Raw genomic sequence first — 24,071 nt, 5'->3', positions numbered from 1 at the left:
CATGCAGGCACCGGCATGCCGCGTCTGATAACGTTGCTGAGCGGCCTGCTACTGCTGCTGTGGCCGCCGTTGGTCTGGCTTAGCATCAGCCACCCGCCGCTTCGCGGCCTGCTGTTGCCACTGGCACTGTTGTTTGTCCTGCGCTGGCTGGCGTTACGTCGCCGTAAGGGAGCGCTGGCCTCTGCAGGAAAATGGCTGGCGGCGGCGGCGGCACTGCTGTGTCTCGTCAGTAGTCTGCTGCAGAACGAACGGCTGCTGCTGTGGTATCCGGTGGCGGTGAATGCCATCCTGCTGCTGCTGTTTGCTGCCTCACTGTTCAGCCGAATGCCCCTTGTCGAGCGGCTGGCAAGGGTGCGCGAACCAGACCTGCCTCCGTATGCGGTGGTTTATACCCGCCGGGTGACGCAGGTCTGGTGCGGCTTTTTTATTTTCAATGGCAGTGTGGCGCTGTTCACCTGCCTGGCTGATTCTGTGTACTGGTGGACGCTATGGAACGGGGTAATCAGTTATCTGTTGATCGGGCTGCTGATGGCCTGCGAATGGTGCATTCGCCAGCGTATGCGAGCGGCTCGGTGAGCAGGGCGGTGCTGCCACTGGCTGCGTGGCTGACCGCTCCGGGTGATGATGTGATTGCCTGGCGGGGCAGCAGCATGCTGACCCGCCACCGGTGGCAGCAGCAGGTCCGTGAGCTGGGTCAGCGCCTGCTGTCGCAACCTGAACAACGCTGGGCGCTCTGCTTTGAAGATAGCTATCTGTTCAGCGTGGCGTTACTGGCCACCCTGCACGCGGGGAAAACGCCGGTGATCCCCGGTCACCTTCGTCCGTCTCTGCTTGAAGAGCAGCAGACGGAATTCGATGGTGCGATCGGCGATCGGCCGTTAACGCTGAACTGCCCGCTGCTGACGGTGCCTGACCCCAGCGATGAGCCGATGTCTGCGCTGCCAGCGGTGCCTGCCGATGCTGCGGTGATACTCTTTACTTCTGGGTCGACCGGCGTGCCGCGTAAAGTGGTGAAGCCGGTTCGTTGCCTGGATGAAGAGGCGCGCTGGCTGGCGTCGTTGTGGGAAACACGGCTGCACGGCTGCCAGGTGATCGCCTCTGTCAGCCATCAGCATCTGTATGGATTGAGTTTTCGCATCATCCTTCCACTGGCGCTGGGCCTTCCCTTTGACAGTCAGCAGATCTATTACAGCGAACAGCTGGCGGCGCGTCCGGCGGCGCGCTACGTGCTGATCGGCAGCCCGGCTTTCCTGCGTCGCATCGATTTTTCTCTGCGGCCGCCACATTGTCAACTGGTGATCTCTGCCGGCGGCGCGCTGGCATGGGACGATGCCAGCCGGGTTTGTGCGGGGCTCGGCCAGGCGGTTGATGAAATCTATGGCAGTACTGAAACTGGCGTGCTGGCCAGCCGTCGTCGACTTACCGAGCGTACCGGCTGGCAACCTTTCGCAGGCGTGGCACTCGTGCAGGACCCACAGCAGACATGGTGGGCACGCTCACCGCTGATCCCGCAGGCAGCAGGCTTGCAACTGGATGACGATCTGCGCTTCAGCGGTGACCAGTTCCAGCTGTGCGGGCGCCGCGATCGCATCGTGAAAATTGAAGATAAGCGCATCTCGCTCAGTGAAATCGAACGACGGCTGCTGGCGCTGCCCGGCATTGTTGATGCAGCCGCGTTGCAGATCGCGCGTGGCGGGCGCAGCGCAATTGGTGTGGTACTGGTGCTGGCGGCCGGAGGGGATGATGTCAGCCAGCTGAAACGTCAGTGGCGCAGCGAGCTGCAGCGCTGGCTGGAGCCGGTGGCCATACCGCGCTTCTGGCGCGTGGTGGCGGCGATCCCTCACAACAGCCAGAGCAAACGTGACTGGCCGCAAATACAGGAGTTATTTTATGTTGCCCGTTGAGCTTGGCGTCACCCGGCAGACCGATCGGCTTGAACTGCTGCTGCGTGTGGATGCGGAACTGTTCTGGTTTCAGGGGCATTTCCCTGCTCAGCCGCTGCTGCCAGGCGTGGCCCAGCTCGACTGGGCGATCCACTACGCCACTCAGCTGCTGGTACCGGGCAAAGCGTTTGTGGCGGTAGAGAGCATTAAGTTTCAGCACCCGGTTCTGCCCGGTGCCAGCCTGGCGTTAACGCTGAGCTGGCAGGCACCGCAAAAACTGACTTTCCTCTACGAGATTATTCAGCCTCAAGGACGTACGCCCGCCAGCAGCGGCAAGGTGACTTTGTGTTGAAACGCGACTTTCTGCCTTGTGTAGTGATCCCCTGCTACAACCACGGTGCCATGATGCCCGCGGTGCTGGCGCGTCTGGCGGCCGTTAATCTGCCGGTGCTGATCGTCGATGATGGCAGTGACACGCAAACGGCGGCACAGCTCGCCGCGCTGATCGGCCCGGGCATCGAACTGTTACGCCTGCCCTCCAATCAGGGTAAAGGGGCGGCGGTGATGGCCGGGCTGGCTCAGGCGGCCGCCCGCGGTTACAGCCACGCGCTGCAGGTCGATGCCGACGGTCAGCACCATATTGAAGATGCCCCAGCATTACTGGCGGCAGCCCGGGCTGAGCCGCACAGTCTGATCTCCGGCCAGCCGCTGTATGACAATTCGGTGCCGCGCGCGCGGCTATACGGCCGCTATGTGACCCATTTCTGGGTGTGGGTGGAGACGCTGTCGTTTTCGCTGAAGGACAGCATGTGTGGATTCCGCGTCTATCCGCTGGTGGAGTCGCTGGCGCTGGCACAGCGCCAGGCGATTGGGCAGCGGATGGATTTCGACACCGAGATTATGGTGCGCCTCTACTGGGCGGGCACCCCGAGCCGGTTTATCCCCACCCGCGTTGTCTATCCGCCAGATGGCGTATCGCATTTTGATGGGCTGCGCGACAATCTGCGTATCAGCCTCATGCATACCCGGCTGTTTTTCGGCATGTTGCCACGTATCCCACAGTTGCTGCGTCAACGGCGTCAGCCACACTGGTCGGTCGCGCAGGAGCGTAAAGGGCTGTGGGGCATGCGTTTTATGCTGCAGGTTTACCAGCGTCTGGGGCGCTCTGCCTTTACGCTGCTGCTGTGGCCGGTGGTGGCGGTCTACTGGCTGAGTGGGGCACGTCAGCGGCGGGCGTCACAGCAGTGGTTGCTGGCCATCGGCCGCCATGCTGTTGCGCAGCAGCAAATCCTGCCGCGACCGCTTAACAGCTTCCACCATTTTCTGCGTTTTGGGGACGCGATGCTGGATAAAATTGCCAGCTGGCGCGGCGATCTGCAGTGGGGCAAGGATATCGATTTTGCCCCTGGCGCCGAAACCGCGATCGCTGCCGGCAGGCCGGGCGGTAGGCTGATCCTCGCGTCGCATCTGGGGGATATTGAAGCCTGCCGGGCGTTGGCACAGCAAGTTAGCGGCCTTGTGATTAATGCGCTGGTGTTTACCGAGAATGCCCGGCGTTTTAAACACGTGCTCGACGAGATTGCGCCGCAGGCCAGCGTCAACGTGATCCCCGTCAGCACCATTGGCCCGGAGACCGCCATACTGCTGCAGCAAAAGTTGGATGCCGGCGAGTGGGTGGCTATCGTCGCCGATCGTACCGCGGTGAACCGCCAGCGCGGCGGCGAGAGGCGGGTGGTCTGGAGCGAGTTTCTGGGTCAACCTGCGCCATTTCCACAGGGGCCCTTTGTGCTGGCGGCGGCGCTGCGCTGCCCGGTGCTGCTGATGTTCGCCCTGCGCGAACAGGGCAGGCTGCGACTCTACTGTGAACCCTTTGCCGATCCGCTGCTGCTCCCGCGCGGCGAGCGCCAGCAGGCATTACAGCAGGTGGTCGATCAGTACGCACAGCGGCTCGCGCACCATGCGCTGATTTCACCGCTCGACTGGTTTAACTTTTTTGATTTCTGGCAGTTGCCGGAATCTGGCGTTCAGCAACAGGAGAAAAATTCACCGTGTTAAACGATCCGCGTTTCAGCACCGAGGTTGAACTGACCGTGCCCTTCCACGATGTGGATGCTATGGGCGTGGTGTGGCACGGTAACTATTTCCGCTATTTCGAGGTGGCGCGGGAAGCACTACTGGCGAAATTTAACTACGGCTATCGCGAAATGAAAGCCTCCGGCTATCTGTGGCCGGTGGTCGACACCCGGGTGAAATACCGCAGTGCGTTGACCTTTGAACAGCGGATCCGCGTACGTGCCACGCTGGAGGAAGTGGAGAACCGGCTGCGTATCAGCTATCAAATCTTCGACGTGCAGAGCGGCCGGCGGACCACCACCGGCTACACCATCCAGGTCGCAGTGGCCGAGGGGGAACATGCTCTGAGCTTTGTCTCCCCGGCCATCTTGTTTGAGCGTCTGGGGATCCAGCCATGAAAAAAATCGTGTTGATCGCGCTGGCCCTGTTCAGCCTCGGCGCCCGCGCCGTCACGCTGGAGACGCTGGAGACGCTGCAGCAGCGTTTCGCCAGCCAGCCTGTAGTACGCGCCAGTTTTGAGCAACTGCGGCAGATCAGCGGCATGGCACAGCCGCTTACATCCCGTGGTCAACTGCTGATTGCCCGCGATAAAGGACTCTGGTGGCAGCAGGTGCAGCCGTTTCCTCTCACGCTGTTGCTGGATGAAAAACGCATGGTGCAGGTGATGAATGGCCAGCCGCCTGAGATCGTCACCGCAGAGAGCAATCCGCAGATGTTTCAGTTTAATCATCTGCTGCGCGCGCTGTTTCAGGCCGACCGCCAGGTACTGGAACAGAATTTCACGCTGGATTTCAAAAGTCTGGGTGGCGAACGCTGGCGGCTGGTGCTGACGCCGGTCACTACCCCGCTGGATAAGCTGTTTACCACCATTACGCTGCAGGGTGCTGAGTATCTCGATCAGATTGCGCTGGACGACCGGCAGGGCGATCGAACGGCCATCACCTTTAGTCAGCAGCGTCTGACGCCAGCCAGCCTGAGCGATGAAGAGCGGCAGCGTTTTGACTTCTGAGCGTCGTTACCGGCCGGCGTTGGCATGGCTGCTTACCTGTCTGCTGTTGCTGAGCGCGCTGGGGGGGTTATGGCCACAGGCGCGCATTAACGGCAGCGTGCTGGCCCTGCTGCCGGATCAGACGCTGGGCGGCATGCCGGCCGATCTGCAGCAGGGATTTATGCAGCGGCTGGATCGGCAGATGGTCTGGCTGGTAAGTGCGGGTGAACAGGATAATCCCGACGTCGCCAGCGCCTGGCTGGCGCGTCTGCGCCAGCTGCCGGCGCTGAAAAATGTGCGCGGACCGCTGGATGTCGCACAGCAGCAGGCGTGGGGAGCGTTTGCCTGGCAGCACCGCAACGGTCTGATCGACGCGACCACCCGTTTTCGGCTGCAGCAGGGCGGGGCGGGGCAGGCTGACTGGGTGCTGGCACAGCTGTTTTCAGCGTTCTCCGGGGTCAGCGGCCGGGAACTGCAGCACGATCCGCTGATGCTGGTCAGGGGGGCGCAGCTGGCGTTACAAAAAAATGCCAGCCGTCTGACGCTCAGCGACGGCTGGCTTACCGCGCGTGATGCTCAAGGGCAACGCTGGTACTTCATCCATGGTGAGCTGGCCGGTGACTCGTTCGATATGCAGCAGAGCCATGCGCTTATCGGCCAGCTACGGCAGCAGCAACAGCAGTGGCAGGATGTCTATCCTGCCGCACAGTTACTCTCACGCGGTACCGTCTGGTTCAGCGACTACGCCAGCCAGCAGGCGCGACACGATGTTTCCACCCTCGGGCTGGCGACAGTTATCGGCGTATTGCTGCTGGTCTTCTCGGTCTTTCGATCGCTGCGCCCGCTGTTGCTGTGTACGCTGTCGGTGGCGATTGGCGCGCTGGCCGGGACGGTAATCACCCTGCTGTGCTTTGGCGAACTGCACCTGATGACCCTGGTGATGAGCCTGAGCATCGTTGGCATCTCCGCTGACTACACCCTCTATTACCTTACCGAACGGATGGTGCACGGGGCGGATGTCACCCCCTGGCAGAGCCTGGCCAAGGTGAAGCGGACGCTGCTGCTGGCGCTCGGGACCACGGCGATTGCCTGGCTGATCATGGTGCTGGCCCCGTTCCCCGGCATCCGTCAACTGGCGGTGTTTGCGGCTGCCGGCCTCACCGCTTCCTGCCTGACGGTCATCTGCTGGTATCCCTGGCTGGTGGCCGGCCTACCGGTGCGTCCGGTTCCTGGGCTGGCGCTGCTGGGACGCTGGCTGGCGGCATGGCGGCGCAGAAGATGGCTGAACGTCGGGCTGCCGCTGGCTGTCTCACTGTTCTCTATGGTCGGACTCAGTCAGCTGCGGGTTGATGATGATATTGCCCAGTTACAGCAACTGCCTGCCGCGTTGCTGCAGCAGGAGAAACAGATCACCGAACTGACCGGCCAGAGCGCCGATCAAACCTGGCTGACGGTGCATGGCGAAACGGCAGAGCAGACCCTGCAACGGCTGGAGGCGGTCGCACCGCTGCTGGAACAGGCGCACGCGCGCGGCTGGCTGCAGGGATACCGCCTGCTGCCGCTGGCTTCACTGGCACAGCAGCAGCACGATCTTGAGCTGTTGCGCCAGGCCGCACCGACGGTGAACGCCCGCCTGCAGGCCGCCGGGATAACGGTACCGGCGGCGGATGTGACGGCGATGCCGGTCACGCCCGTGGCGTGGTTAGCCAGCCCAAATAGCGAGGGCTGGCGGCTACTGTGGCTCACCCGGCCAGACGGTCGCAGCGCGGTGCTGGTGCCGGTGTCCGGCGTAACCCACGGTGCCGCGCTGGCGGAGCGAGTGGCTGCGCTGCCAGGCGTCAGCTGGAACGACCGTAAAGAGAGTTTTAGCCGCTTATTTGCCTTCTACCGCGGGATGTTGAGCTGGCTGCTGCTGGCGGCCGTTGCTGCGATCGCCTGCAGCTATATCGTGCGGCTTGGCCTGCGCCGCGGCCTGATTTGTACCCTGCCATCGCTGTTGTCGCTGGCCGCCGGCCTGGCCGCACTGGCCCTCTCCGGGCACAACCTTAACCTGTTCTCGTTGCTGGCGCTGGTGCTGGTACTGGGAATTGGCATTAACTACACGCTGTTCTTCAGCAATCCACGCGGCACGCCGATCACCTCACTGCTGGCGGTGATGCTGGCAATGGCCACCACGCTGCTGACACTGGGGATGCTGGTATTCAGCAGCACCCAGGCGATTAGCAGTTTCGGTATTGTATTGTGCTGCGGCATCTTTACCGCCTTTCTGCTCGCTCCGCTGGCGCTGGCCCCCAAAAGGAAAGCAAAATGAAAATGCTGATGGCGCTACTCTGTGCGGTGCTGCTGTTAACCGGCTGCGCCCGCCCGCCCGACGCCCGCCCGCAGGCGTGGCTGAAGCCTGGCGTGCGCGTGATGCTGCCGGCACCGGGCATCAGCCCGCCGTTCAGCCAGCAGCAGCTGCTGACCGGCAGTTTTAAAGGCAGACAGCAGTCGCTACTGGTGCTGCTGAACGCTGATGCGCAGCAAATAACCCTGGCCGGACTTTCATCGCTCGGTATCCGCCTGTTTCGTGTCACCTACAATCAGCAGGGGATCCATACCGAGCAGTCGCTGGTGCTGCCGGAGATGCCGCCAGCCAGTCAGGTACTGGCCGACATTATGCTGAGTCGCTGGCCGCTGGCCGTCTGGCAGCAACAGTTGCCGCCAGGCTGGACGCTAAAGGATCGGGGAGATCGTCGCCAGCTGCGCGATGCAGAGGGGGAGCTGATCACCGAAATCCGCTATCTGCAGCGCGGTTCGCAACGCCTGCCGGTGAGCGTGCAGCAGTTTGCCTTTGGCTACCAAATTACTATTCAGGATCTGAACGCGTCATGATCACCATTACTGCCGTGGGTATGCTTAATGCTCTGGGGGCCTCAAAGGATGAGGTGGTGGAAAATTTGCGCCGGGGCGTCGCACCAGGCATGCGGCCAGACGATCGCTGGCTGACAAATGACCGGCCCTGCTGGACGGGGCGTATTGATGCCCCGTTACCGGAGATCCCCCCTTATCTGATGGCCCACCAGAGCCGTAATAATCAGCTGCTGCTGGCGGCGTTAATGCAGATCCGCCCTCAGGTTGATGCGGCCATCGCCCGCGTTGGTCGCGATCGCGTGGCGATCGTGCTTGGCACCAGCACCTCGGGACTGGATGAGGGTGACCGTTTTATCAGCGAGGGTCAGGATAGATATCACTATTACCAGCAGGAGCTGGGCGATCCGTCGCGTTTTCTGGCGCACTACCTGCAGCTGGACGGCCCGGCGTATACGCTCTCTACCGCCTGCTCCTCCAGCGCGCGGGCGTTGATCAGCGGACAGCGGCTGATTGCAGCCGGGCTGGCTGACGTGGCGATTGTCGGCGGGGCGGATACCCTCAGCCGCATGCCGTTAAACGGTTTCGACAGCCTGGAGTCGCTCTCCCGCGGGCGCTGCACACCGTTCAGCGAACAGCGCGACGGTATTACCATTGGCGAAGCGGGCGCGCTGATGCTGCTTGGCCGTGAACGGCAGGGCGTGGCACTGCTTGGCGTCGGTGAGTCCTCCGACGCATACCACATGTCTGCACCGCACCCGCAGGGGGCCGGCGCGGAACGTGCGATGTCACAGGCGCTGCAGCAGGCGGGTCTTGCACCCCAGCAGCTGGGCTATATCAATCTGCACGGTACCGCTACCCGGCTGAATGACCAGGTCGAAGCCGCCGTGATCCGGCGTCTGTTTGGGGACCTGGTCGCCTGCAGCTCTACCAAGCATTTGACCGGACACACCCTCGGCGCGGCGGGTATTACCGAAGCCGCGCTGTGCTGGCTGCTGTTAACCGCTGAACTGCCGCTCCCCGCCCAGGATTTCAGCGTTAGCAGCCCGGACCCTGAGCTGGGTGAATTTGGCTTGCTGCAGCAGCAGCAGCAGCTGAAACAACGCTTTATTGCCAGTAATTCATTTGCCTTTGGCGGAAATAACGCCTGCCTGATCTTAGGAACGATTCCATGACCGATTACCTGCCTGCCGCCCGTTACCTGCCGCATTCCGCACCCATGGTGTTGATTGATCGGGTAATCGCAGTGACGGAAGAGACGGCACACTGCCGGGTGCAGGTTAGCGCGTGCAGCGTACTGGCCCCGTTTCTCAATGCTGCCGGTGCGTTACCGGCATGGTATGGCATTGAGATCCTCGCACAGACCATCGGCGTCTGGTCCGGCTGGCATGCGCAACGGCGGGATGATGCTGCGCCGCAAATCGGCATGCTGCTGGGGGGGCGAGGCTATCGCACGACGCTGGCCGCATTTCCCGCTGACTGCTGGCTGAATGTTCACGTCACCCTGTTGATGCGTGATGAAAAAATGGGCAGTTTTGAAGGTCAGATTTGCATCGATGATGCCTGTGTGGCCAGCGGACGGCTGAATACCTATCAGCCTGATAACCTAGAGTTACAGAAAATTATAGAACAGGGAAATAACGGATGATGCGTTCAGTTTTAGTGACGGGAGCCAGTAAAGGTATTGGCCGTGCCATTGCACTGCGCCTGGCAACAGACGGCTTCACGCCAGTGGTACATTACCACCGCGACCGGCAGGGCGCAGAGGAGACGTTACGCTCGATCGCTGAAGCAGGCGTGCAGGGGCGCATGCTGGCTTTTGATATCGCTGACCGCGAACAGTGCCGTCAGGAGCTGGAAGCCGATATTGCACGCTACGGCGCTTACTACGGTGTGGTGAGCAATGCGGGGATCACCCGTGATGGCGCGTTCCCGGCTCTGGATGATGAGGCGTGGGACAGCGTGATTCACACCAACCTCGACAGTTTTTACAATGTGATCCAGCCCTGCGTAATGCCGATGGTCGGCCTGCGAAGCGGTGGGCGTATTATCACGCTCTCTTCGGTCTCGGGCCTTGCGGGCAACCGTGGGCAGGTTAACTATAGTGCCGCCAAGGCCGGTATTATCGGTGCCACTAAGGCATTAGCCATCGAACTGGCTAAACGGCGCATCACGGTTAACTGCATCGCGCCCGGCCTGATCGACACCGGCATGATTCAGATGGCAGAGCCGGCGCTGGAGGAAGCAATGAAGATGATTCCGATGAAGCGGATGGGGGCGGCGGACGAAGTGGCCGGGCTGGCCAGTTATCTGATGTCGGATATCGCGGGTTACGTGACGCGCCAGGTGATCTCGATCAATGGGGGTATGTTGTGATCCAGCGTGTGGTGGTAACGGGTATGGGGGGGGTGACCGCCTTCGGAGAACGGTGGCCGGCGGTGGCTGAACGGCTACGGGCAGGAAAAAATGCGGTCCGATCGATGCCGGAGTGGCAGGTGTATGCCGGGCTGAACACTCAGTTGGGCGCGCCGGTAGATGATTTTACGCTACCGCCGCACTATACGCGCAAGCGTATCCGCTCAATGGGCCGGGTATCGTTGATGGCAACCCGGGCCACCGAACTGGCGCTGGAGCAGGCCGGGCTACTGGAACACCCGGTGCTGACCAGCGGTGCCACCGGCATTGCATATGGCTCGTCCACCGGCAGCACCGGCCCGGTCAGCGAGTTTGCGACTATGCTGACCGAGAAACACACCAATAATATTACCGGTACCACTTATGTTCAGATGATGCCGCATACCGCAGCGGTCAACGCCGGGCTGTTCTTTGGCCTGCGCGGCCGGGTGATCCCTACCTCCAGCGCCTGTACTTCTGGCAGCCAGGCAATAGGCTACGCGTGGGAGGCCATTCGTCATGGTTATCAAACGGTGATGGTCGCTGGGGGGGCGGAAGAGCTGTGCCCGTCAGAGGCGGCGGTGTTCGATACGCTGTTCGCCACCAGTCAGCGTAATGACCGCCCGCAGAGTACGCCCTCACCCTTTGACCGTCAGCGCGACGGCCTGGTGATCGGCGAAGGCGCGGGTACCTTGATTCTCGAAAGCCTGGAACATGCCGAGGCGCGCGGTGCCACTATTTATGCTGAGATTCTCGGTTTTCATACCAACTGCGATGCTGCACATATTACCCAGCCGCAGCGCGAAACAATGCAGGTGTGTATTGAAGGGGCGCTGCGCATCGCCGGGCTGACGGCCGGTGATATTGGCTATATCAGCGCTCATGGCACGGCCACCGATCGCGGTGACGTGGCAGAGAGCCTGGCGACCGCCGCGGTGTTTGGCGCACATACGCCGATCTCCTCGCTAAAGAGCTATTTTGGCCACACGCTGGGTGCCTGCGGTGCGCTTGAAGCCTGGATGAGCATTGAGATGATGCGTGAGGGCTGGTTTGCGCCGACCCTGAACTTGACGCAACCGGCGGAGGACTGCGGCGATCTGGACTACATCATGCATCAGCCGCGTCAGTTGCAAACTGATTACATCCAGTCCAATAACTTCGCGTTTGGCGGCATTAATACGTCGCTGATTTTCCGGCGCTGGCCTTAAAGGGCAGCGACTCACGTCAGGGCAGGGGCCTGGCGTGAGTCGCCGTGTAACGGGGTGCTGATGTCTGTCCCGTTCGGCTTTAAATGCCTGCCCGTCTGCAGCTCACATAAACAAACTCTGCACCTGATCCACCGGCAGCGATCGTGAAAACAGCCAGCCCTGAAAACGGTGGCAGCCAAGCTGGCACAGGGTATCAAACTGCGCCCGGTTCTCTACGCCTTCGGCAACGATATTAATATCCAGCGCCTGACACATGGCGATAATCGCCCGGATGGTTTGCAGCTGCTGGGCGTTGCTGTTCATCTCCATCACCAGCGAGCGGTCAATCTTCACCTCATCGATCCCCAGACGGCGCAGCCCGGTCAGCGAGGCCATGCCGCTGCCGAAGTTATCCAGCGCAATCCCGAGCTGCATATCGCGCAGCGCCAGCAGCTTGCGCTGCACGTCGTCGATATCGGTTAGCGCGGTTTCCAGAATTTCAAAACTCAGCCGCTGCGGCACGATGCCGCTGCGGCTGACGATGCGTTCCGCCTGGGCGATAAAGTCGCTGCGCCGCAGGTGGCGAGGGCTGATATTGACCGAGACGTGTACCTGGTCCATGCCACGCAGCGACTGCCAGGCCTTCAGCTGACGACAGGTCTGCTCCAGCACCCACTCGCTGATATTGAGGATCAGCCCGCTGTTTTCGGCTACCGGGATAAAGGTCGCGGGCGGCACCAGTTCACCGTCCGGCGTACGCCAGCGCAGCAGCGCTTCCAGACCGAGGGGGATCCCCGCCGGCGAAAACTGCGGCTGGTACTCGAGGAATAACTCGTCGTTGTTCAGCGCGCGGCGCAGGCCGCTCTCGATGCTGTCCCGCTGGCGCTGTTCAGCATGCAGGCGCGACGACCAGAACATCCACTTGCGCTGGTTACGCTTGGAGTAGTACTGCGCCATATCGGCTTTGTGCATCATCTCCGCGATTGGCGTGGTGTCGTCACGGTACAGGTAGATGCCAATGCTGCTGCTGATGTTGACGTGGCGTTCGGCGATCGTCGCATCCTGCTCCAGACTGTGCAAAAGACGGTCGGCCAGCAGGATCAACTTTTCACGCGCGGGTGCGTGACTTTCGCCAAGGTTGGTCACCAGCACGGCAAACTCGTCGCCGCCAAGCCGGGCGATGGTGTCATGGCTGCGCAGGGTGGCACGCAGGCGCTGGGCGGTCAGCTTAAGCAGTTCATCACCGGCGCTGTGGCCGAGGCTGTCATTGACCTCTTTAAAGCGGTTGAGGTCGAGGTAGAGCAGGGCGGAAAACTGGCCGTTGTTGGCGTGCGTCCGCGCGGCTTCGACCTTATCGTAAAAGCGCGCGCGGTTGTCTAACTGGGTCAGCGGATCCTGCCAGGCCAGCTGTAACATCGCGCTTTCCCGGCGTTTTTTTTCGGTAATATCTTTGGCTTTACCCAGCATCTCCACCACCTGCCCCTGGCCGTCGTGACGCACCGCCTTACCGTGGCTCTGCACCCAGCGCTGGCCTGCGGCGGTCAGCACGCGGTACTCGCAGTGAAACTGCGAGGTCTGCCCGCTGAGGTGCGCGGAAAAATGCTGTTTTACCGACGCAATATCGTCAGGATGCAGCGTGGCGAACATTGCATCCTGATGGTGGGTCAGCTTGCCGTCGCTAAAACCAAACAGCGGGTTCCAGTCGCTGTTGTGTGAAATCATGCCGCTGGTGATATCCCACATCCAGAAGCCCTCTTCCGCCAGCTCCAGCGTCTTCTCCAGACGCCAGCGGGAGAGCCGCGCGTCCTGCTGTGCGACCACTTCGGTGGTGATGTCGCTGGCGATCAGCAGGGTGTCACCGGCGTGAGGGGGAGCGTTCAGATTCACCACTCGGGTGCGCAGATAGCAGGGCTGTCGTGGGGAAGAGAGATCGCATAGCGGATCGTCCGCCAGCAGGGCATCGCGCAGCTTTCCGCTACTCAGCAGTTGCTGATAAAGCACTTCACCCGCCGGGTTAGCAAAGGTCAGCGCCAGAATGTTATCGACAATAAAAATCGCCTGGCTGCTCTGCTCAATAATCTGTTCAAAAATGAATAAACTCTCTTCAGGAAGGCGATGTCGATACATAATAAACCTGGTAGCGCTGCAAGAATCAGGGCGAAGCTGTCACGTTAGCGCCAGTATTATCAAGCCATTTCAGGCCTGAGTCCATGTCATCTGGCGCAAAACGCGGCGAAAACAGGCGTAATGACGCTGGACGGCGCGTGACGTTAAGCGTGCGTAATCAGGCATTTTATCCGATACGACTCAGAGACTTGCATTAATTTATATAAACTGTTTCACGGCGCAAAGATAAGGAGGGTAGCTAAACCTGCTGTGGGTGCATTACCAAAAGGAATATCTTATTCCTGAATCAGCGGATATAAGTCAATTTAATGCATTAATCTTTTTCACCGCTGTGTTATGATTATTCGCATCAGACAGAGTGGTGTTGCAGGCTGATGCTGCTATTTTGTCTGGGTTCTGCGCTGATTTTACGTAAGTAATTCTTTATTTTGTTGCCCTGTCCGGACGGCGAATTTTGAATTTTATCTGACTGTATGAAATGGACGTCATTTAAATTTTACTGGCACCCGGGTGGGGTTTTTGTCAGTACGCTGTGGCTGAACATGAAAAAGAGTTCTGAATTAAAACCGGAAAGAGAGCCCCGGATCCCGCTGGATGATGCGCAGTTTGCCATTGTGGTACTTGCAGTCACCTCCCTAACCCTTATAATCTTCGTCCTGACTATTACATTGTGGCTGTCATAATCCCCGGCAACGGGCCGCTGCAATGCCGATACCACGGAGGGAGGCGTAATGGATTCCAGAGAAGACAAACTGCTGGCGCTGGTTGGCCTGTTGGCCGCCGGGCTGATCACCGTGACGGTGCTGTTCACGCTCACCTGGCTTTCTGACGTTCGTACCCCGCCTGAACAGAAAATCGACGTTAAAACCTGCCAACTGTCTGATAACTCTTCGCTCTGATCCCGCGCTATTCTGCATAACCCGATCTCTGCGGCTTTAACGCCGTACCCCCTGTTTTCAGTTAACTTCCGCCAGCGGCCGACGCCCGTGCTACGCTGATTGAGTCCTCCGTGCGCCGATCCTGCGGCGGGGGAGAGCAACGTGACCCGAAGACGTGTAAAGGAACAGTGATGAGCGACGTTGGCCCTGAGTCAATTGTGCGGCCCGACGAGGCGCCGCGATTACAGCGGGCGATCATGCCGCTGGTGGCGGCGCATCCGCTGCACAGCGGGATCTATCCGCTGGCGGAAGGTCTGGATGCCTTTGCTGCCCGTTACCTGCTGATCGCCATGGCGCAGCAGACGCTCGATATTCAGTATTACATCTGGCAGAACGATATGTCCGGGCGGCTGCTGTTCAGCGCGCTGCTGGAGGCGGCGCAGCGTGGGGTAAAAGTGCGCCTGCTGCTGGATGACAACAATACCCAGGGGCTGGATGAGACGCTGAGCGAACTCAACCGCCATGAAAATATTGAGATCCGACTGTTTAACCCGTTTTCTTTCCGCCTGCTGCGTGCGCTGGGCTATCTGACCGATTTCGCCCGGCTTAACCGACGGATGCACAACAAGAGTTTTACCGTAGACGGTGAAGCAACCATCGTCGGCGGACGCAACATCGGTGACGAATATTTTGGCGCGGGTGACGCGCCGCTGTTCTCCGATCTCGACGTGCTGGCGGTGGGGCCGGTGGTCAGCGAGGTCTCGCGGGACTTCGGCCGCTACTGGCAGTGCGAGGCCGTGGCACCGCTGGCATCGGTGGTTGAAGACGCGGCGGCAGATGCCCCTTCGGCGGTGTCGCTACCGGAGGCCTGGCGCGACAGCGAGCAGGTGCAGCGTTACCTGAGCCGCCTGCACAGTTCGACATTCGTCAGCGAGCTGGAGCAGCGCAGCCTGCCGTTTATCTGGGCGCATACCCGTCTGCTCAGCGACGATCCGCGTAAAGGGCTGGGGCGGGCAAAAACCAGTAGCCTGCTGCCGCAGCGGCTGCTGGAGGTGATCGGCCAGCCGCAGCAGCAGTTTGATATTATCTCTGCCTACTTTGTGCCGACCCGCTCAGGCGTGGCGCAGCTGCTGGCGCTGGTGCGCAAAGGGGTCAGGATCGCCATTCTCACCAACTCTCTGGCGGCCAACGATGTCTCGGTAGTACACGCCGGCTACGCCAAGTGGCGTAAGAAACTGCTGCGTCATGGCATCACCCTCTATGAGCTGAAACCGCAGGGCAACGCCCAGGATGCGCCGCACGACCGCGGGCTGACCGGTAACTCCGGCTCCAGCCTGCACGCCAAAACCTTCTCGGTGGACAATAAAACGGTGTTTATCGGCTCGTTTAACTTTGATCCGCGTTCTGCGGTGCTCAACACCGAGATGGGGCTGGTGATTGAGAGCGAGAGCCTCGCTTCCACCCTGCACCAGCGCTTTATCGATAACCTGCGCGAGCGGGCATGGACGCTGCGGCTGGATAAGTGGGGGCGGGTCAACTGGGTTGAGTATCCGGGCGAGGCGCGTGAACAGGTACACAAGCATGAACCGCGCACCCGCCTGATGCAGAGGCTGCTGGTCAGGCTGGTGTGGCGTTTACCGATCGAGTGGTTGCTGTAACCGCAACGGCAGGGGGCATACTCACCCGTTGCCAGGCTGTCAGGCCAGCAGGGGCAGTCAGTCGCGGGCCGCTCAACCTGGATGCCAGTGCAGTCCGCACTGGCACGATCGTCTGCGCCGGCAGCGTGAGTCAGGCAGCGGCTGACGGCCCGCTAGCTGCGCGCTTTGGCACCCTGCGGTTTACCGGAAAACAGGAAGCGCAGCAGCGGAATACGCAGGTGGATCTCATACAGCAGGAAGGCGGCGCCAAACACCATCACCAGCCCCAGCAGGAAGCCCAGCGTACTGCTGCCAATGGCCGGAACGACAAACACGCCGTACAGGATGGTCAGCGGGTGGTGGACCAGGTAGATAAACAGTGAGGCGTTAACCAGATAGGTGACCCGCGGTGAGTGTGAATTAAGCAGGCGGTAGCCCAGCGAGAACACCACGTTGACCATCCACAGCCCCATTAGCATCGCGCACAGCGCATCCAGTTCGTACAGCCAGCCGTCACCTTTATTCCAGGAGATGTTGGCCACATAGGCGGCGAACGCCAGCGCCGAGCCGATAAAGGTCCAGGGGTTGGGCTTCACAAACAGCGCCTTAATCGCCGGGTATTTCCACGCCATCGCCCCGAGAATAAAGAACGGCAGAAATTGCAGCGACTGCATTACCGCCATGGTAAACAGACCGTCGCCCAGCACCTGCGGAGCCAGCAGCAGCATGACGCGGCGAAACGCCCCCCACGCCAGAGCAGAAAGCAGGATAAACAGGGTCAGTTTGCCCCAGCCGAGATCGGAATAGTCTGTTTTTGCCGGTCTTGCGTCGCGCAGCAGGCGGAACAGCCAGAAACCGGCCAGGGTCAGCACTACCAGCACCAGCAGGAACCACAGGTGGGAAATCAGATCCCACATCAGCGCGTTATAACGCTGATAGGTGGTCATCTGCGTCCAGTCGCCAACCTTACTGGTCCAGGCCTTCAGCATAAAGAACTGTGGCAGCGTTACCAGCGGAATGGCGGCCAGCATCGGGATGCCAACCCGCTCCAGCCGCACCTTCAGCCAGTCGCCCGGCGCATAGCGCAGATAGAGCATATAAGAGAAATAGCCGGAGATAACAAAAAAAACCTGCATGCGGAAAGCGTGAATAAACTCGTTCAGCAGCGTCAGCCATTCTGAGGGGGCCGGGCTGTTTACTGACCAGTTTTGCGATGAATAAATCAGAGAAAGATGAAAAGGCACGCCTAATAACATCAGGTAGGCGCGAATGGAATCCAGAAAATATTCTCGTTGCGGCGTCGTTTTAGTCATATTTATCCACTATTCAACACGTTATCATTCCGGTTCACCCTGAACCGGCCTAAAGCTTACTGCTTACTTTAGAAGAGTAAAGGCGGGTATACTATCAGTCGATTCTGTTTCCGCTAAGCACTTGAGAAGTGGGACCTTAAGGATTCAGAATAGTGGAACAAAAACGTTGTCAGGCTGTCGGAAAGCCAGATTATCCATTAAGATGGATTGAATTGATTTACGCGCCCGGAAGGGGGAGATGTGCTGAGTAAAATGAACAATAAACCTAAGATGCTGTTGCGCTGGTCTGGCCTGGCCGTTTTGCTTTCAATGTACACCAGCGCCAGCTGGGCGTTTAACATTGATGACGTGGCAAAGCAGGCGAAGGAGTTAGCCGGTAAAGGCTTTGAGGCGCCGAAGAGTAATCTGCCCTCGCAGCTGCGCGACATGAAGTATGCTGACTATCAGCAGATCCAGTTTAACCATGATAAGGCCTACTGGAATAAACTGAAAACCCCGTTCAAGCTCGAGTTTTACCATCAGGGCATGTACTTCGACACCCCGGTACAGCTTAATGAAGTGACGGCAAACAGCGTTCGTCCGATCAAATACTCGGCGGATTATTTCAACTTCGGTAACGTTCCGCACGATCCTGACACGCTGAAAAACCTCGGCTTTGCCGGTTTCAAAGTGCTGTACCCGCTGAACAGTAAAGATAAGAAAGACGAAATTACCAGCTTCCTGGGTGCCAGCTACTTTCGCGTAATCGGCAACGGCCAGGTTTACGGTCTGTCTGCCCGGGGACTTGCGATCGACACCGCGCTGCCGTCCGGTGAAGAGTTCCCGCGCTTTAAATCATTTTGGATCGAGCGGCCAAAACCGCAGGATAAGCACCTGGTGATCTACGCGCTGCTGGACTCGCCGCGCGCGACCGGCGCGTACCGCTTCCTGATTACCCCAGGTAAAGACAGCACCGTTGACGTACAGTCAAAAGTGTTCCTGCGCGACAAAGTCGGCAAGCTGGGCGTGGCTCCACTGACCAGCATGTTCCTGTTTGGTGCCAACCAGCCGTCGCCGGTCACCAACTACCGCAAAGAGCTGCACGACTCCAACGGCCTGTCGATCCACGCCGGCAACGGAGAGTGGATCTGGCGTCCGCTGAACAACCCACGCCACCTGGCGGTCAGCACCTTTACCGTGGAAAACCCGCGCGGCTTTGGTCTGCTGCAGCGCGGCCGTAACTTCGAACAGTTCGAGGATCTGGACGACCGCTACGATCTGCGCCCGAGCGGCTGGATCGAGCCAAAAGGCGACTGGGGTAAAGGACGCGTAGAGCTGGTTGAAATTCCGACCTCTGACGAAACCAACGACAACATCGTTGCGTTCTGGACGCCAGAAACCCTGCCGGAGCCGGGCAAAGAGATGGACTTCAACTATCGCCTGCACTTCACCCGTGATGAGAACCAGCTGCACTCGCCCGAAACGGCCTATGTAAAAAGCACGCTGCGCTCGACCGGTGACGTGAAGCAGTCCAACCTGGTGCGCCAGCCGGACGGCACCGTCGCCTTTATCGTTGACTTCACCGGCCCGGAAATGAGCAAGCTGGCGGAAAATACGCCGGTGGCCCCGCAGGTGAGCATTGGTAATAACGGCGAGCTGGTTGAAAACAGCGTGCGTTATAACCCGGTCACCAAAGGCTGGCGTCTGGTGCTGCGCCTGAAGGTGAAGGACAATAAACAGCCAACAGAAATGCGTGCGGCGCTGGTTAACGGCGACAAAACGCTGACCGAAACCTGGAGCTATCAGTTGCCTGCCAATGAATAAATCGACCGTAATACCCGATCAATACATTGACGCGTTGCCCCTGACCGCCGAGCGGAAAGGGGCGCTGCGTGACGCGCTTCCCGCCGGGCCGCAGGAGAGCTTCAGCCAGCTGCACCATCAGCTGGCCGAGGATGGCCCGGTAGAAACCCGTGCGGACGACGCACCGCAGGAGTCAGTGAAAGCCCGCGTGCAGATGAGCTGGCCGGACTCGGTTGCCGACGGCGCGCAGTTTGATAAAGATACGCTGGACCGCACCACGCTTAAGGCGATGCCGCAGCACACCCGCTCCTCGATGTATCCGGAAGAGTGGCGCACCAACCCGGTGGCCCGGGCGTGGAACTCGCTGCGCGGGCGCAAATCAACGCCCCGTTATGCCAACAAAGAAGAGCAGAAGACCGAAGATAAATGGCGCCACGTTGGCTCCATTCGTCGCTATATTTTGCTGGGGCTGACGCTGATCCAGACGGTGATCGCCACCTGGTACATGAAAACCATTCTGCCGTACCAGGGCTGGGCGCTGATCGATCCGCTGGAGATGATCAACCAGAACTGGCAGCAGTCGCTGATGCAGATCCTGCCTTACGTGCTGCAGACCGGTATTCTGTTCCTGTTTGCCATTCTGTTCTGTTGGGTCTCTGCCGGCTTCTGGACCGCGCTGATGGGCTTCCTGCAGCTGTTGATCGGTAAAGATAAATACAGCATCTCTTACCTGACTAACGGCGATGAGCCGATCAACCCGGAGCACCGCACCGCGCTGATTATGCCGATCTGTAATGAAGACGTCGGCCGCGTGTTTGCCGGCCTGCGCGCCACCTGGGAATCGGTGGTGCGTTCCGGCGAGCAGCAGAACTACGACGTTTATATCCTCAGCGACAGCTACAACCCGGACATCTGCATGGCAGAACAGAAGGCGTGGATGGAGCTGGTGCGTGACGTCGGTGGGGAAGGGCGCATTTTCTATCGCCGCCGCCGCCGCCGCGTGAAACGTAAGTCCGGTAACATCGATGACTTCTGCCGCCGCTGGGGTAGCCAGTACAGCTACATGGTGGTGCTGGATGCGGACAGCGTGATGAGCGGCGAGTGCCTTAACGGCCTGGTGCGGATGATGGAAGCCAACCCGAACGCGGGTATTATCCAGTCTTCGCCGAAAGCTTCGGGCATGGATACGCTGTACGCACGTTGTCAGCAGTTTGCCACCCGCGTCTACGGGCCATTGTTTACCGCCGGCCTGCACTTCTGGCAGCTGGGTGAGTCGCATTACTGGGGGCACAACGCGATTATCCGCGTGAAGCCGTTTATCGAACACTGTGCGCTCGCGCCGCTGCCGGGTGAGGGCTCGTTCGCCGGTTCGATCCTCTCCCACGACTTCGTGGAAGCGGCGCTGATGCGCCGTGCGGGCTGGGGAGTGTGGATCGCCTACGATCTGCCGGGCTCTTATGAAGAGCTGCCGCCTAACCTGCTGGACGAGCTGAAGCGCGACCGCCGCTGGTGTCACGGTAACCTGATGAACTTCCGCCTGTTCCTGGTGAAAGGCATGCACCCGGTACACCGTGCGGTGTTCCTGACCGGGGTGATGTCTTACCTGTCTGCGCCGCTGTGGTTTATGTTCCTGGCGCTCTCCACCGCGCTGCAGGTGGTGCACACGCTGATGGAGCCGCAGTACTTCCTGCAGCCGCGCCAGCTGTTCCCGGTATGGCCACAGTGGCGGCCGGAACTGGCAATCGCGCTGTTCTCCACCACGCTGGTGCTGCTGTTCCTGCCAAAACTGCTCAGCGTGGTGCTGGTGTGGTGCAAAGGGGCCAAACCTTACGGCGGTGCGCTGCGCGTGCTGGTTTCGCTGTTCCTTGAGATGCTGTTCTCGGTGCTGCTGGCCCCGGTGCGCATGCTGTTCCACACGGTGTTCGTGGTCAGCGCCTTCCTGGGCTGGGAAGTGGTCTGGAACTCGCCGCAGCGTGACGATGACGCCACGCCGTGGAGCGAAGCCTTCCGTCGCCACGGTTCGCAGATGCTGCTGGGCCTGGTGTGGGCCGGCGGTATGGGCTGGCTGGATCTCAACTTCCTGTGGTGGCTGTCGCCGATCGTCTTCTCGCTGATCCTGTCGCCGTTTGTCTCGGTGTGGTCAAGCCGGGGTACGCTGGGCCAGGCCTCCAAACGCGGCCGCCTGTTCCTGATCCCGGAAGAGTACGATCCGCCGAAAGAGCTGCTGGATACCGACCGCTACGTGGTGCTGAACCGTGAACGTCAGCTGGATAATGGCTTTATGCACGCCATGTTCCACCCGTCGTTTAACGCGCTGGCCAGTGCGCTGGCGACCTCGCGTCACCTGAAAAGCGATATTCTGGAATACGCCCGCGACCGCCGTGTCGATCAGGCGCTGAGCCAGTCGCCGGTGAAGCTGGGGCGTGACGATCGCCTGGCGCTGCTCAGCGATCCGGTGACGCTGTCGCGCATGCACTATCGCCTGTGGCAGAACGCCGATAAGTATCACGACTGGTTCGATCACTATCAGACCCTGAAGCTGAATCCGCAGGCGCTGAATAATCAGTAAGCCTGGTGGTAACAAAACCGGAACCCTGTGTTCCGGTTTTTTTTGCCTGCAAAACGGCGTCCGGCGTGGGGTGGGAAGATAAACAGCAGCGTTTTTACGTTTTCTTTGCACTTGATGCGCTGTTGCGGTAAAAAGCACGCTGTAGAATAGTGCGTTTTTTACTCCGGGGCAGAATGCAGTGACAAGGTTTATTCGCAGTGTGGCGGTGGGGCTTGCGGCGGTGATGCTGTGCGGCTGCGGCAGCATTATCAGCAGAGCCGTGCCCGGACAGGGGCACGGTAACCAGTACTATCCCGGCGTACAGTGGGACATTCAGGATAAGCCGTGGCGCTTTATTGCCATCATCGACCTGCCGCTGTCGCTGGTGGTCGACACCCTGTTGCTGCCGGTGGATGCGCAACACGGGCCCTACGAGTAAGCCGTGACAGCCAGGTTCGCATCACGGCCTGACCAGTAAGCTGCGACAGCCCGCTGCGCAACACGTCCTGATCAGTAAGCCGTGACAGCCAGGTTCGCATCACGGCCTGACCAGTAAGCTGCGACAGACCGCTATGCATCACGGCCTGACCAGTAAGCCGTGACAGCCCACAGGACATCACGGCTTCACAAGTAAGCCAGCCGGGTCAGAAGCGGTTTTCTGACTCGCTGTTGTCGTCTTCCCACTCTTCTGCCGCGGCGTCCGCCTCTTCAGTGCCGGCCGGCGGTTCCAGCTGAAACTCGCCTTCGTCCCATTCGTGCAGGGTATTTTCTGGCAGCCACTCCTGGCGCAGTTCGATCTCATCGAAATCGCCGTCAAAAATCGCCTGAGCGGCCTCACCGCTGGCGACCGGCAGGCCTTCGCCCTGATCGGCTTCCGTGGTCAGGAACTCCGCCTGCCACATAATGTCGCCGTCCTGCATCACGTACTTCTGCAGGTTAAACTGCTCAATCGACGCCTCTTCTTCATCGACTTCCGGATTGGCCGCCAGGTACTCCTCGCGTGCGGCGTCAATGGCTTCTTCCAGGGTTGCATACAGGTTCATGGGCATATCCTTGATATCTGGTGACTAAAACAAGGTTAATTGTTGTCGCTGATGGCAAAGATGCAAGGGAAGGGGCGGAAAAATTTCTCGGCGTGTTAGTGGAAAGTACTGACCGGGTGCTGTCATCACATCCGGATTATTGTCATTGATGCGGGAACAGGTGCAGCCTTAACCCCAGGGTCCCCATGGATCGTCTGAAAAAGCAGGCCGGCGAACCGGCCTGCTGTCAGTACAGTGAAGGCTGCCCTTCCGGACGGGTTTTGAAGCGGCGGTGCAGCCACATATATTGCTCTGGTGCCATCAGCACGCCCTGTTCGACCACCTGATTCATGGCGTGCGCGGTGCTGCTCTCATCGTCCAGCGGCACCTGTTGTTCAGGCAGGATCACCATCTCGTATCCACGGCCTTCCGGCAGGCGGCGCGGAACAAACGGGATCACCGCCGGATTACCCATGCGGATTAGCATATAGCTACCTTTGGTGGAGGCGGCATCCTCAACGGCGAAGAACGGCACAAACACGCTGCTTCTTGGGCCGTAGTCGTGATCCGGCGCGTACCAGATAATGTCGCCATTTTTCAGCGCGCGGATCATGCCTTTCACATCTTTGCGATCCAGCATGCTCTTGTTAGAGCGCATACGTCCCCAGGTCTGCAGCCAGTCGATCAGCGCATTGTCATTTGGCCGGTAAACGCCGATGCCGGGATTGTGAATGCCAAAGATGCGCGCGCCCAGTTCCAGGGTCAGGAAGTGCATGCCAATCAGCAGCACGCCTTTGTTATTCTCAGCCGCTTTGCTGATATGTTCCAGGCCGCTGACGGTAAACCATTTTCTGATGCGCCAGTCCGGCCAGAACCAGGCCATGCCGGTTTCGATTAAGCCCATGCCCAACGATTCGAAGTTGTGTTTTACCAGCGCCTCGCGTTCGGCGGCAGGCATCTGCGGAAAGCACAGTTCCAGATTGCGACGGGCGATGTTCACACGTGAGCGGAGGAAACGCATCGACATGCGGCCGAGCCCGCAGCCCAGACGATACAGCAGGGGATAGGGAAGCAGCACCAGGGCATACAGCAGGACAATCCCAAACCAGGTGTGCCAGTAACGGGGATGCAGCAACGCGCGGCGAAATTGAGGCAGCTGAGTCATGAGTTTCCAGATCTCAAAAAGGGGGGACTATTATGCTGTCCGTTAAATTTTAATTATGACCTATTGTGCCATTTTTCGGATAGTTACTGAAAAAAAATGACGATAAGCGGTGAATATTTCACCATTTTAAGGAAGTAGCCTGCCTGAGCGAAAGCGCATGCAGTGAATTTAACGATTGTCGTTAAGGTCATGCTTCGTAAGGGTTGTGGTGACAAAACACCGGG

General features: G+C 59.7%; 22 protein-coding genes and 1 pseudogene. 18 read left to right on the top strand and 5 right to left on the bottom strand.

Features of this window, described 5'->3' with window-relative positions; all coding sequences use genetic code 11:
- Positions 1-15: 15 nt before the first annotated feature.
- From NV64_RS06575 to NV64_RS06520, 12 genes are read left to right on the top strand one after another with little or no spacing between them, the layout of a single operon-like run.
- A complete protein-coding gene (locus NV64_RS06575; protein WP_101505580.1) occupies positions 16-576 on the top strand; it encodes a hypothetical protein in 561 nt (186 codons plus the stop codon).
- Between the two features lie 11 nt (positions 577-587).
- On the top strand, positions 588-1,904 hold the full coding sequence (locus NV64_RS06570) for an AMP-binding protein (RefSeq protein WP_233208942.1): 1,317 nt from the start codon (positions 588-590) through the stop codon (positions 1,902-1,904).
- Positions 1,891-2,235 (top strand): hydroxymyristoyl-ACP dehydratase, encoded by a 345-nt coding sequence (locus tag NV64_RS06565; protein ID WP_101505578.1) that lies wholly within the window; start codon positions 1,891-1,893, stop codon positions 2,233-2,235. The genes NV64_RS06570 and NV64_RS06565 overlap by 14 nt, the downstream gene beginning before the upstream one ends.
- Positions 2,229-3,938, top strand: a complete 1,710-nt coding sequence (locus NV64_RS06560) for a glycosyltransferase (RefSeq protein WP_101505577.1) — start codon at positions 2,229-2,231, stop codon at positions 3,936-3,938. Before NV64_RS06565 ends, NV64_RS06560 begins: the two co-directional genes overlap by 7 nt.
- On the top strand, positions 3,932-4,354 hold the full coding sequence (locus NV64_RS06555) for a thioesterase family protein (RefSeq protein ID WP_101505576.1): 423 nt from the start codon (positions 3,932-3,934) through the stop codon (positions 4,352-4,354). Before NV64_RS06560 ends, NV64_RS06555 begins: the two co-directional genes overlap by 7 nt.
- Complete coding sequence (locus NV64_RS06550; RefSeq protein ID WP_101505575.1) at positions 4,351-4,965, top strand: outer membrane lipoprotein carrier protein LolA; 615 nt, start codon at positions 4,351-4,353, stop codon at positions 4,963-4,965. The genes NV64_RS06555 and NV64_RS06550 overlap by 4 nt, the downstream gene beginning before the upstream one ends.
- Positions 4,937-7,255 carry an MMPL family transporter gene (locus NV64_RS06545; protein ID WP_101505574.1) on the top strand — a complete coding sequence of 773 codons (2,319 nt, stop codon included), beginning with the start codon at positions 4,937-4,939 and terminating at the stop codon, positions 7,253-7,255. The genes NV64_RS06550 and NV64_RS06545 overlap by 29 nt, the downstream gene beginning before the upstream one ends.
- Complete coding sequence (locus tag NV64_RS06540; protein ID WP_101505573.1) at positions 7,252-7,818, top strand: DUF3261 domain-containing protein; 567 nt, start codon at positions 7,252-7,254, stop codon at positions 7,816-7,818. Before NV64_RS06545 ends, NV64_RS06540 begins: the two co-directional genes overlap by 4 nt.
- A complete protein-coding gene (locus NV64_RS06535; RefSeq protein WP_101505572.1) occupies positions 7,815-8,969 on the top strand; it encodes a beta-ketoacyl-[acyl-carrier-protein] synthase family protein in 1,155 nt (384 codons plus the stop codon). Before NV64_RS06540 ends, NV64_RS06535 begins: the two co-directional genes overlap by 4 nt.
- Positions 8,966-9,442, top strand: a complete 477-nt coding sequence (locus NV64_RS06530) for a hotdog family protein (RefSeq protein WP_101505571.1) — start codon at positions 8,966-8,968, stop codon at positions 9,440-9,442. Before NV64_RS06535 ends, NV64_RS06530 begins: the two co-directional genes overlap by 4 nt.
- On the top strand, positions 9,439-10,170 hold the full coding sequence (locus NV64_RS06525; protein ID WP_101505570.1) for a 3-ketoacyl-ACP reductase FabG2: 732 nt from the start codon (positions 9,439-9,441) through the stop codon (positions 10,168-10,170). The genes NV64_RS06530 and NV64_RS06525 overlap by 4 nt, the downstream gene beginning before the upstream one ends.
- Positions 10,167-11,396 (top strand): beta-ketoacyl-ACP synthase, encoded by a 1,230-nt coding sequence (locus NV64_RS06520; protein ID WP_199177632.1) that lies wholly within the window; start codon positions 10,167-10,169, stop codon positions 11,394-11,396. Before NV64_RS06525 ends, NV64_RS06520 begins: the two co-directional genes overlap by 4 nt.
- A 102-nt stretch (positions 11,397-11,498) precedes the next feature.
- On the opposite strand, the gene NV64_RS06515 is transcribed toward NV64_RS06520, so the two are convergent.
- A complete protein-coding gene (locus tag NV64_RS06515; RefSeq protein ID WP_101505569.1) occupies positions 11,499-13,502 on the bottom strand; it encodes a bifunctional diguanylate cyclase/phosphodiesterase in 2,004 nt (667 codons plus the stop codon).
- A gap of 731 nt (positions 13,503-14,233) precedes the next feature.
- Between NV64_RS06515 and NV64_RS23660 the strand changes: the two genes are divergently transcribed.
- Both NV64_RS23660 and NV64_RS24475 read left to right on the top strand, forming a co-directional pair.
- Positions 14,234-14,401, top strand: a complete 168-nt coding sequence (locus tag NV64_RS23660) for a hypothetical protein (RefSeq protein WP_199177631.1) — start codon at positions 14,234-14,236, stop codon at positions 14,399-14,401.
- Positions 14,402-14,571: 170 nt separating this feature from the next.
- A pseudogene (locus NV64_RS24475) lies at positions 14,572-15,060 on the top strand (phospholipase D-like domain-containing protein); the annotation flags it as partial.
- A 177-nt stretch (positions 15,061-15,237) separates the two neighbouring features.
- Here the strand turns inward: NV64_RS24475 and NV64_RS24470 are convergent.
- Positions 15,238-15,420, bottom strand: coding sequence for a hypothetical protein (locus NV64_RS24470; protein ID WP_369878858.1), 183 nt, complete (start codon positions 15,418-15,420; stop codon positions 15,238-15,240).
- Positions 15,421-15,432: 12 nt separating this feature from the next.
- Between NV64_RS24470 and NV64_RS24465 the strand changes: the two genes are divergently transcribed.
- Complete coding sequence (locus tag NV64_RS24465; RefSeq protein WP_369814376.1) at positions 15,433-16,038, top strand: phospholipase D-like domain-containing protein; 606 nt, start codon at positions 15,433-15,435, stop codon at positions 16,036-16,038.
- Between the two features lie 152 nt (positions 16,039-16,190).
- On the opposite strand, the gene mdoC is transcribed toward NV64_RS24465, so the two are convergent.
- Entirely contained in the window at positions 16,191-17,330 is a 1,140-nt protein-coding gene (gene mdoC, locus NV64_RS06500) for a glucans biosynthesis protein MdoC (RefSeq protein WP_056236657.1), read from the bottom strand.
- Between the two features lie 252 nt (positions 17,331-17,582).
- Here mdoC and NV64_RS06495 point away from each other — a divergent pair, with 252 nt between their 5' ends.
- The 3 genes from NV64_RS06495 to NV64_RS06485 all read left to right on the top strand — a co-directional run bounded on the left by NV64_RS06495 (position 17,583) and on the right by NV64_RS06485 (position 22,099).
- Positions 17,583-19,133, top strand: coding sequence for a glucan biosynthesis protein G (locus NV64_RS06495; RefSeq protein ID WP_056237162.1), 1,551 nt, complete (start codon positions 17,583-17,585; stop codon positions 19,131-19,133).
- A complete protein-coding gene (gene mdoH / locus NV64_RS06490) occupies positions 19,126-21,681 on the top strand; it encodes a glucans biosynthesis glucosyltransferase MdoH (protein WP_101505567.1) in 2,556 nt (851 codons plus the stop codon). Before NV64_RS06495 ends, mdoH begins: the two co-directional genes overlap by 8 nt.
- Before the next feature lie 178 nt (positions 21,682-21,859).
- On the top strand, positions 21,860-22,099 hold the full coding sequence (locus NV64_RS06485; RefSeq protein ID WP_255354443.1) for a YceK/YidQ family lipoprotein: 240 nt from the start codon (positions 21,860-21,862) through the stop codon (positions 22,097-22,099).
- Between the two features lie 205 nt (positions 22,100-22,304).
- Here NV64_RS06485 and NV64_RS06480 read toward each other — a convergent pair whose 3' ends face one another.
- Together NV64_RS06480 and NV64_RS06475 are read right to left on the bottom strand one after the other, a co-directional pair.
- Positions 22,305-22,703, bottom strand: coding sequence for a MysB family protein (locus tag NV64_RS06480; RefSeq protein ID WP_056236653.1), 399 nt, complete (start codon positions 22,701-22,703; stop codon positions 22,305-22,307).
- A gap of 226 nt (positions 22,704-22,929) precedes the next feature.
- Positions 22,930-23,847, bottom strand: a complete 918-nt coding sequence (locus NV64_RS06475; protein WP_101505566.1) for a Kdo(2)-lipid IV(A) acyltransferase — start codon at positions 23,845-23,847, stop codon at positions 22,930-22,932.
- Between the last annotated feature and the right edge of the window lie 224 nt (positions 23,848-24,071).

The organism is Erwinia sp. B116, assembly GCF_002865965.1.
Lineage (GTDB): Bacteria > Pseudomonadota > Gammaproteobacteria > Enterobacterales > Enterobacteriaceae > Erwinia.
Note: the sequence above shows the minus strand (reverse complement) of the source record. Positions and strands in the feature narration are given on the sequence as shown.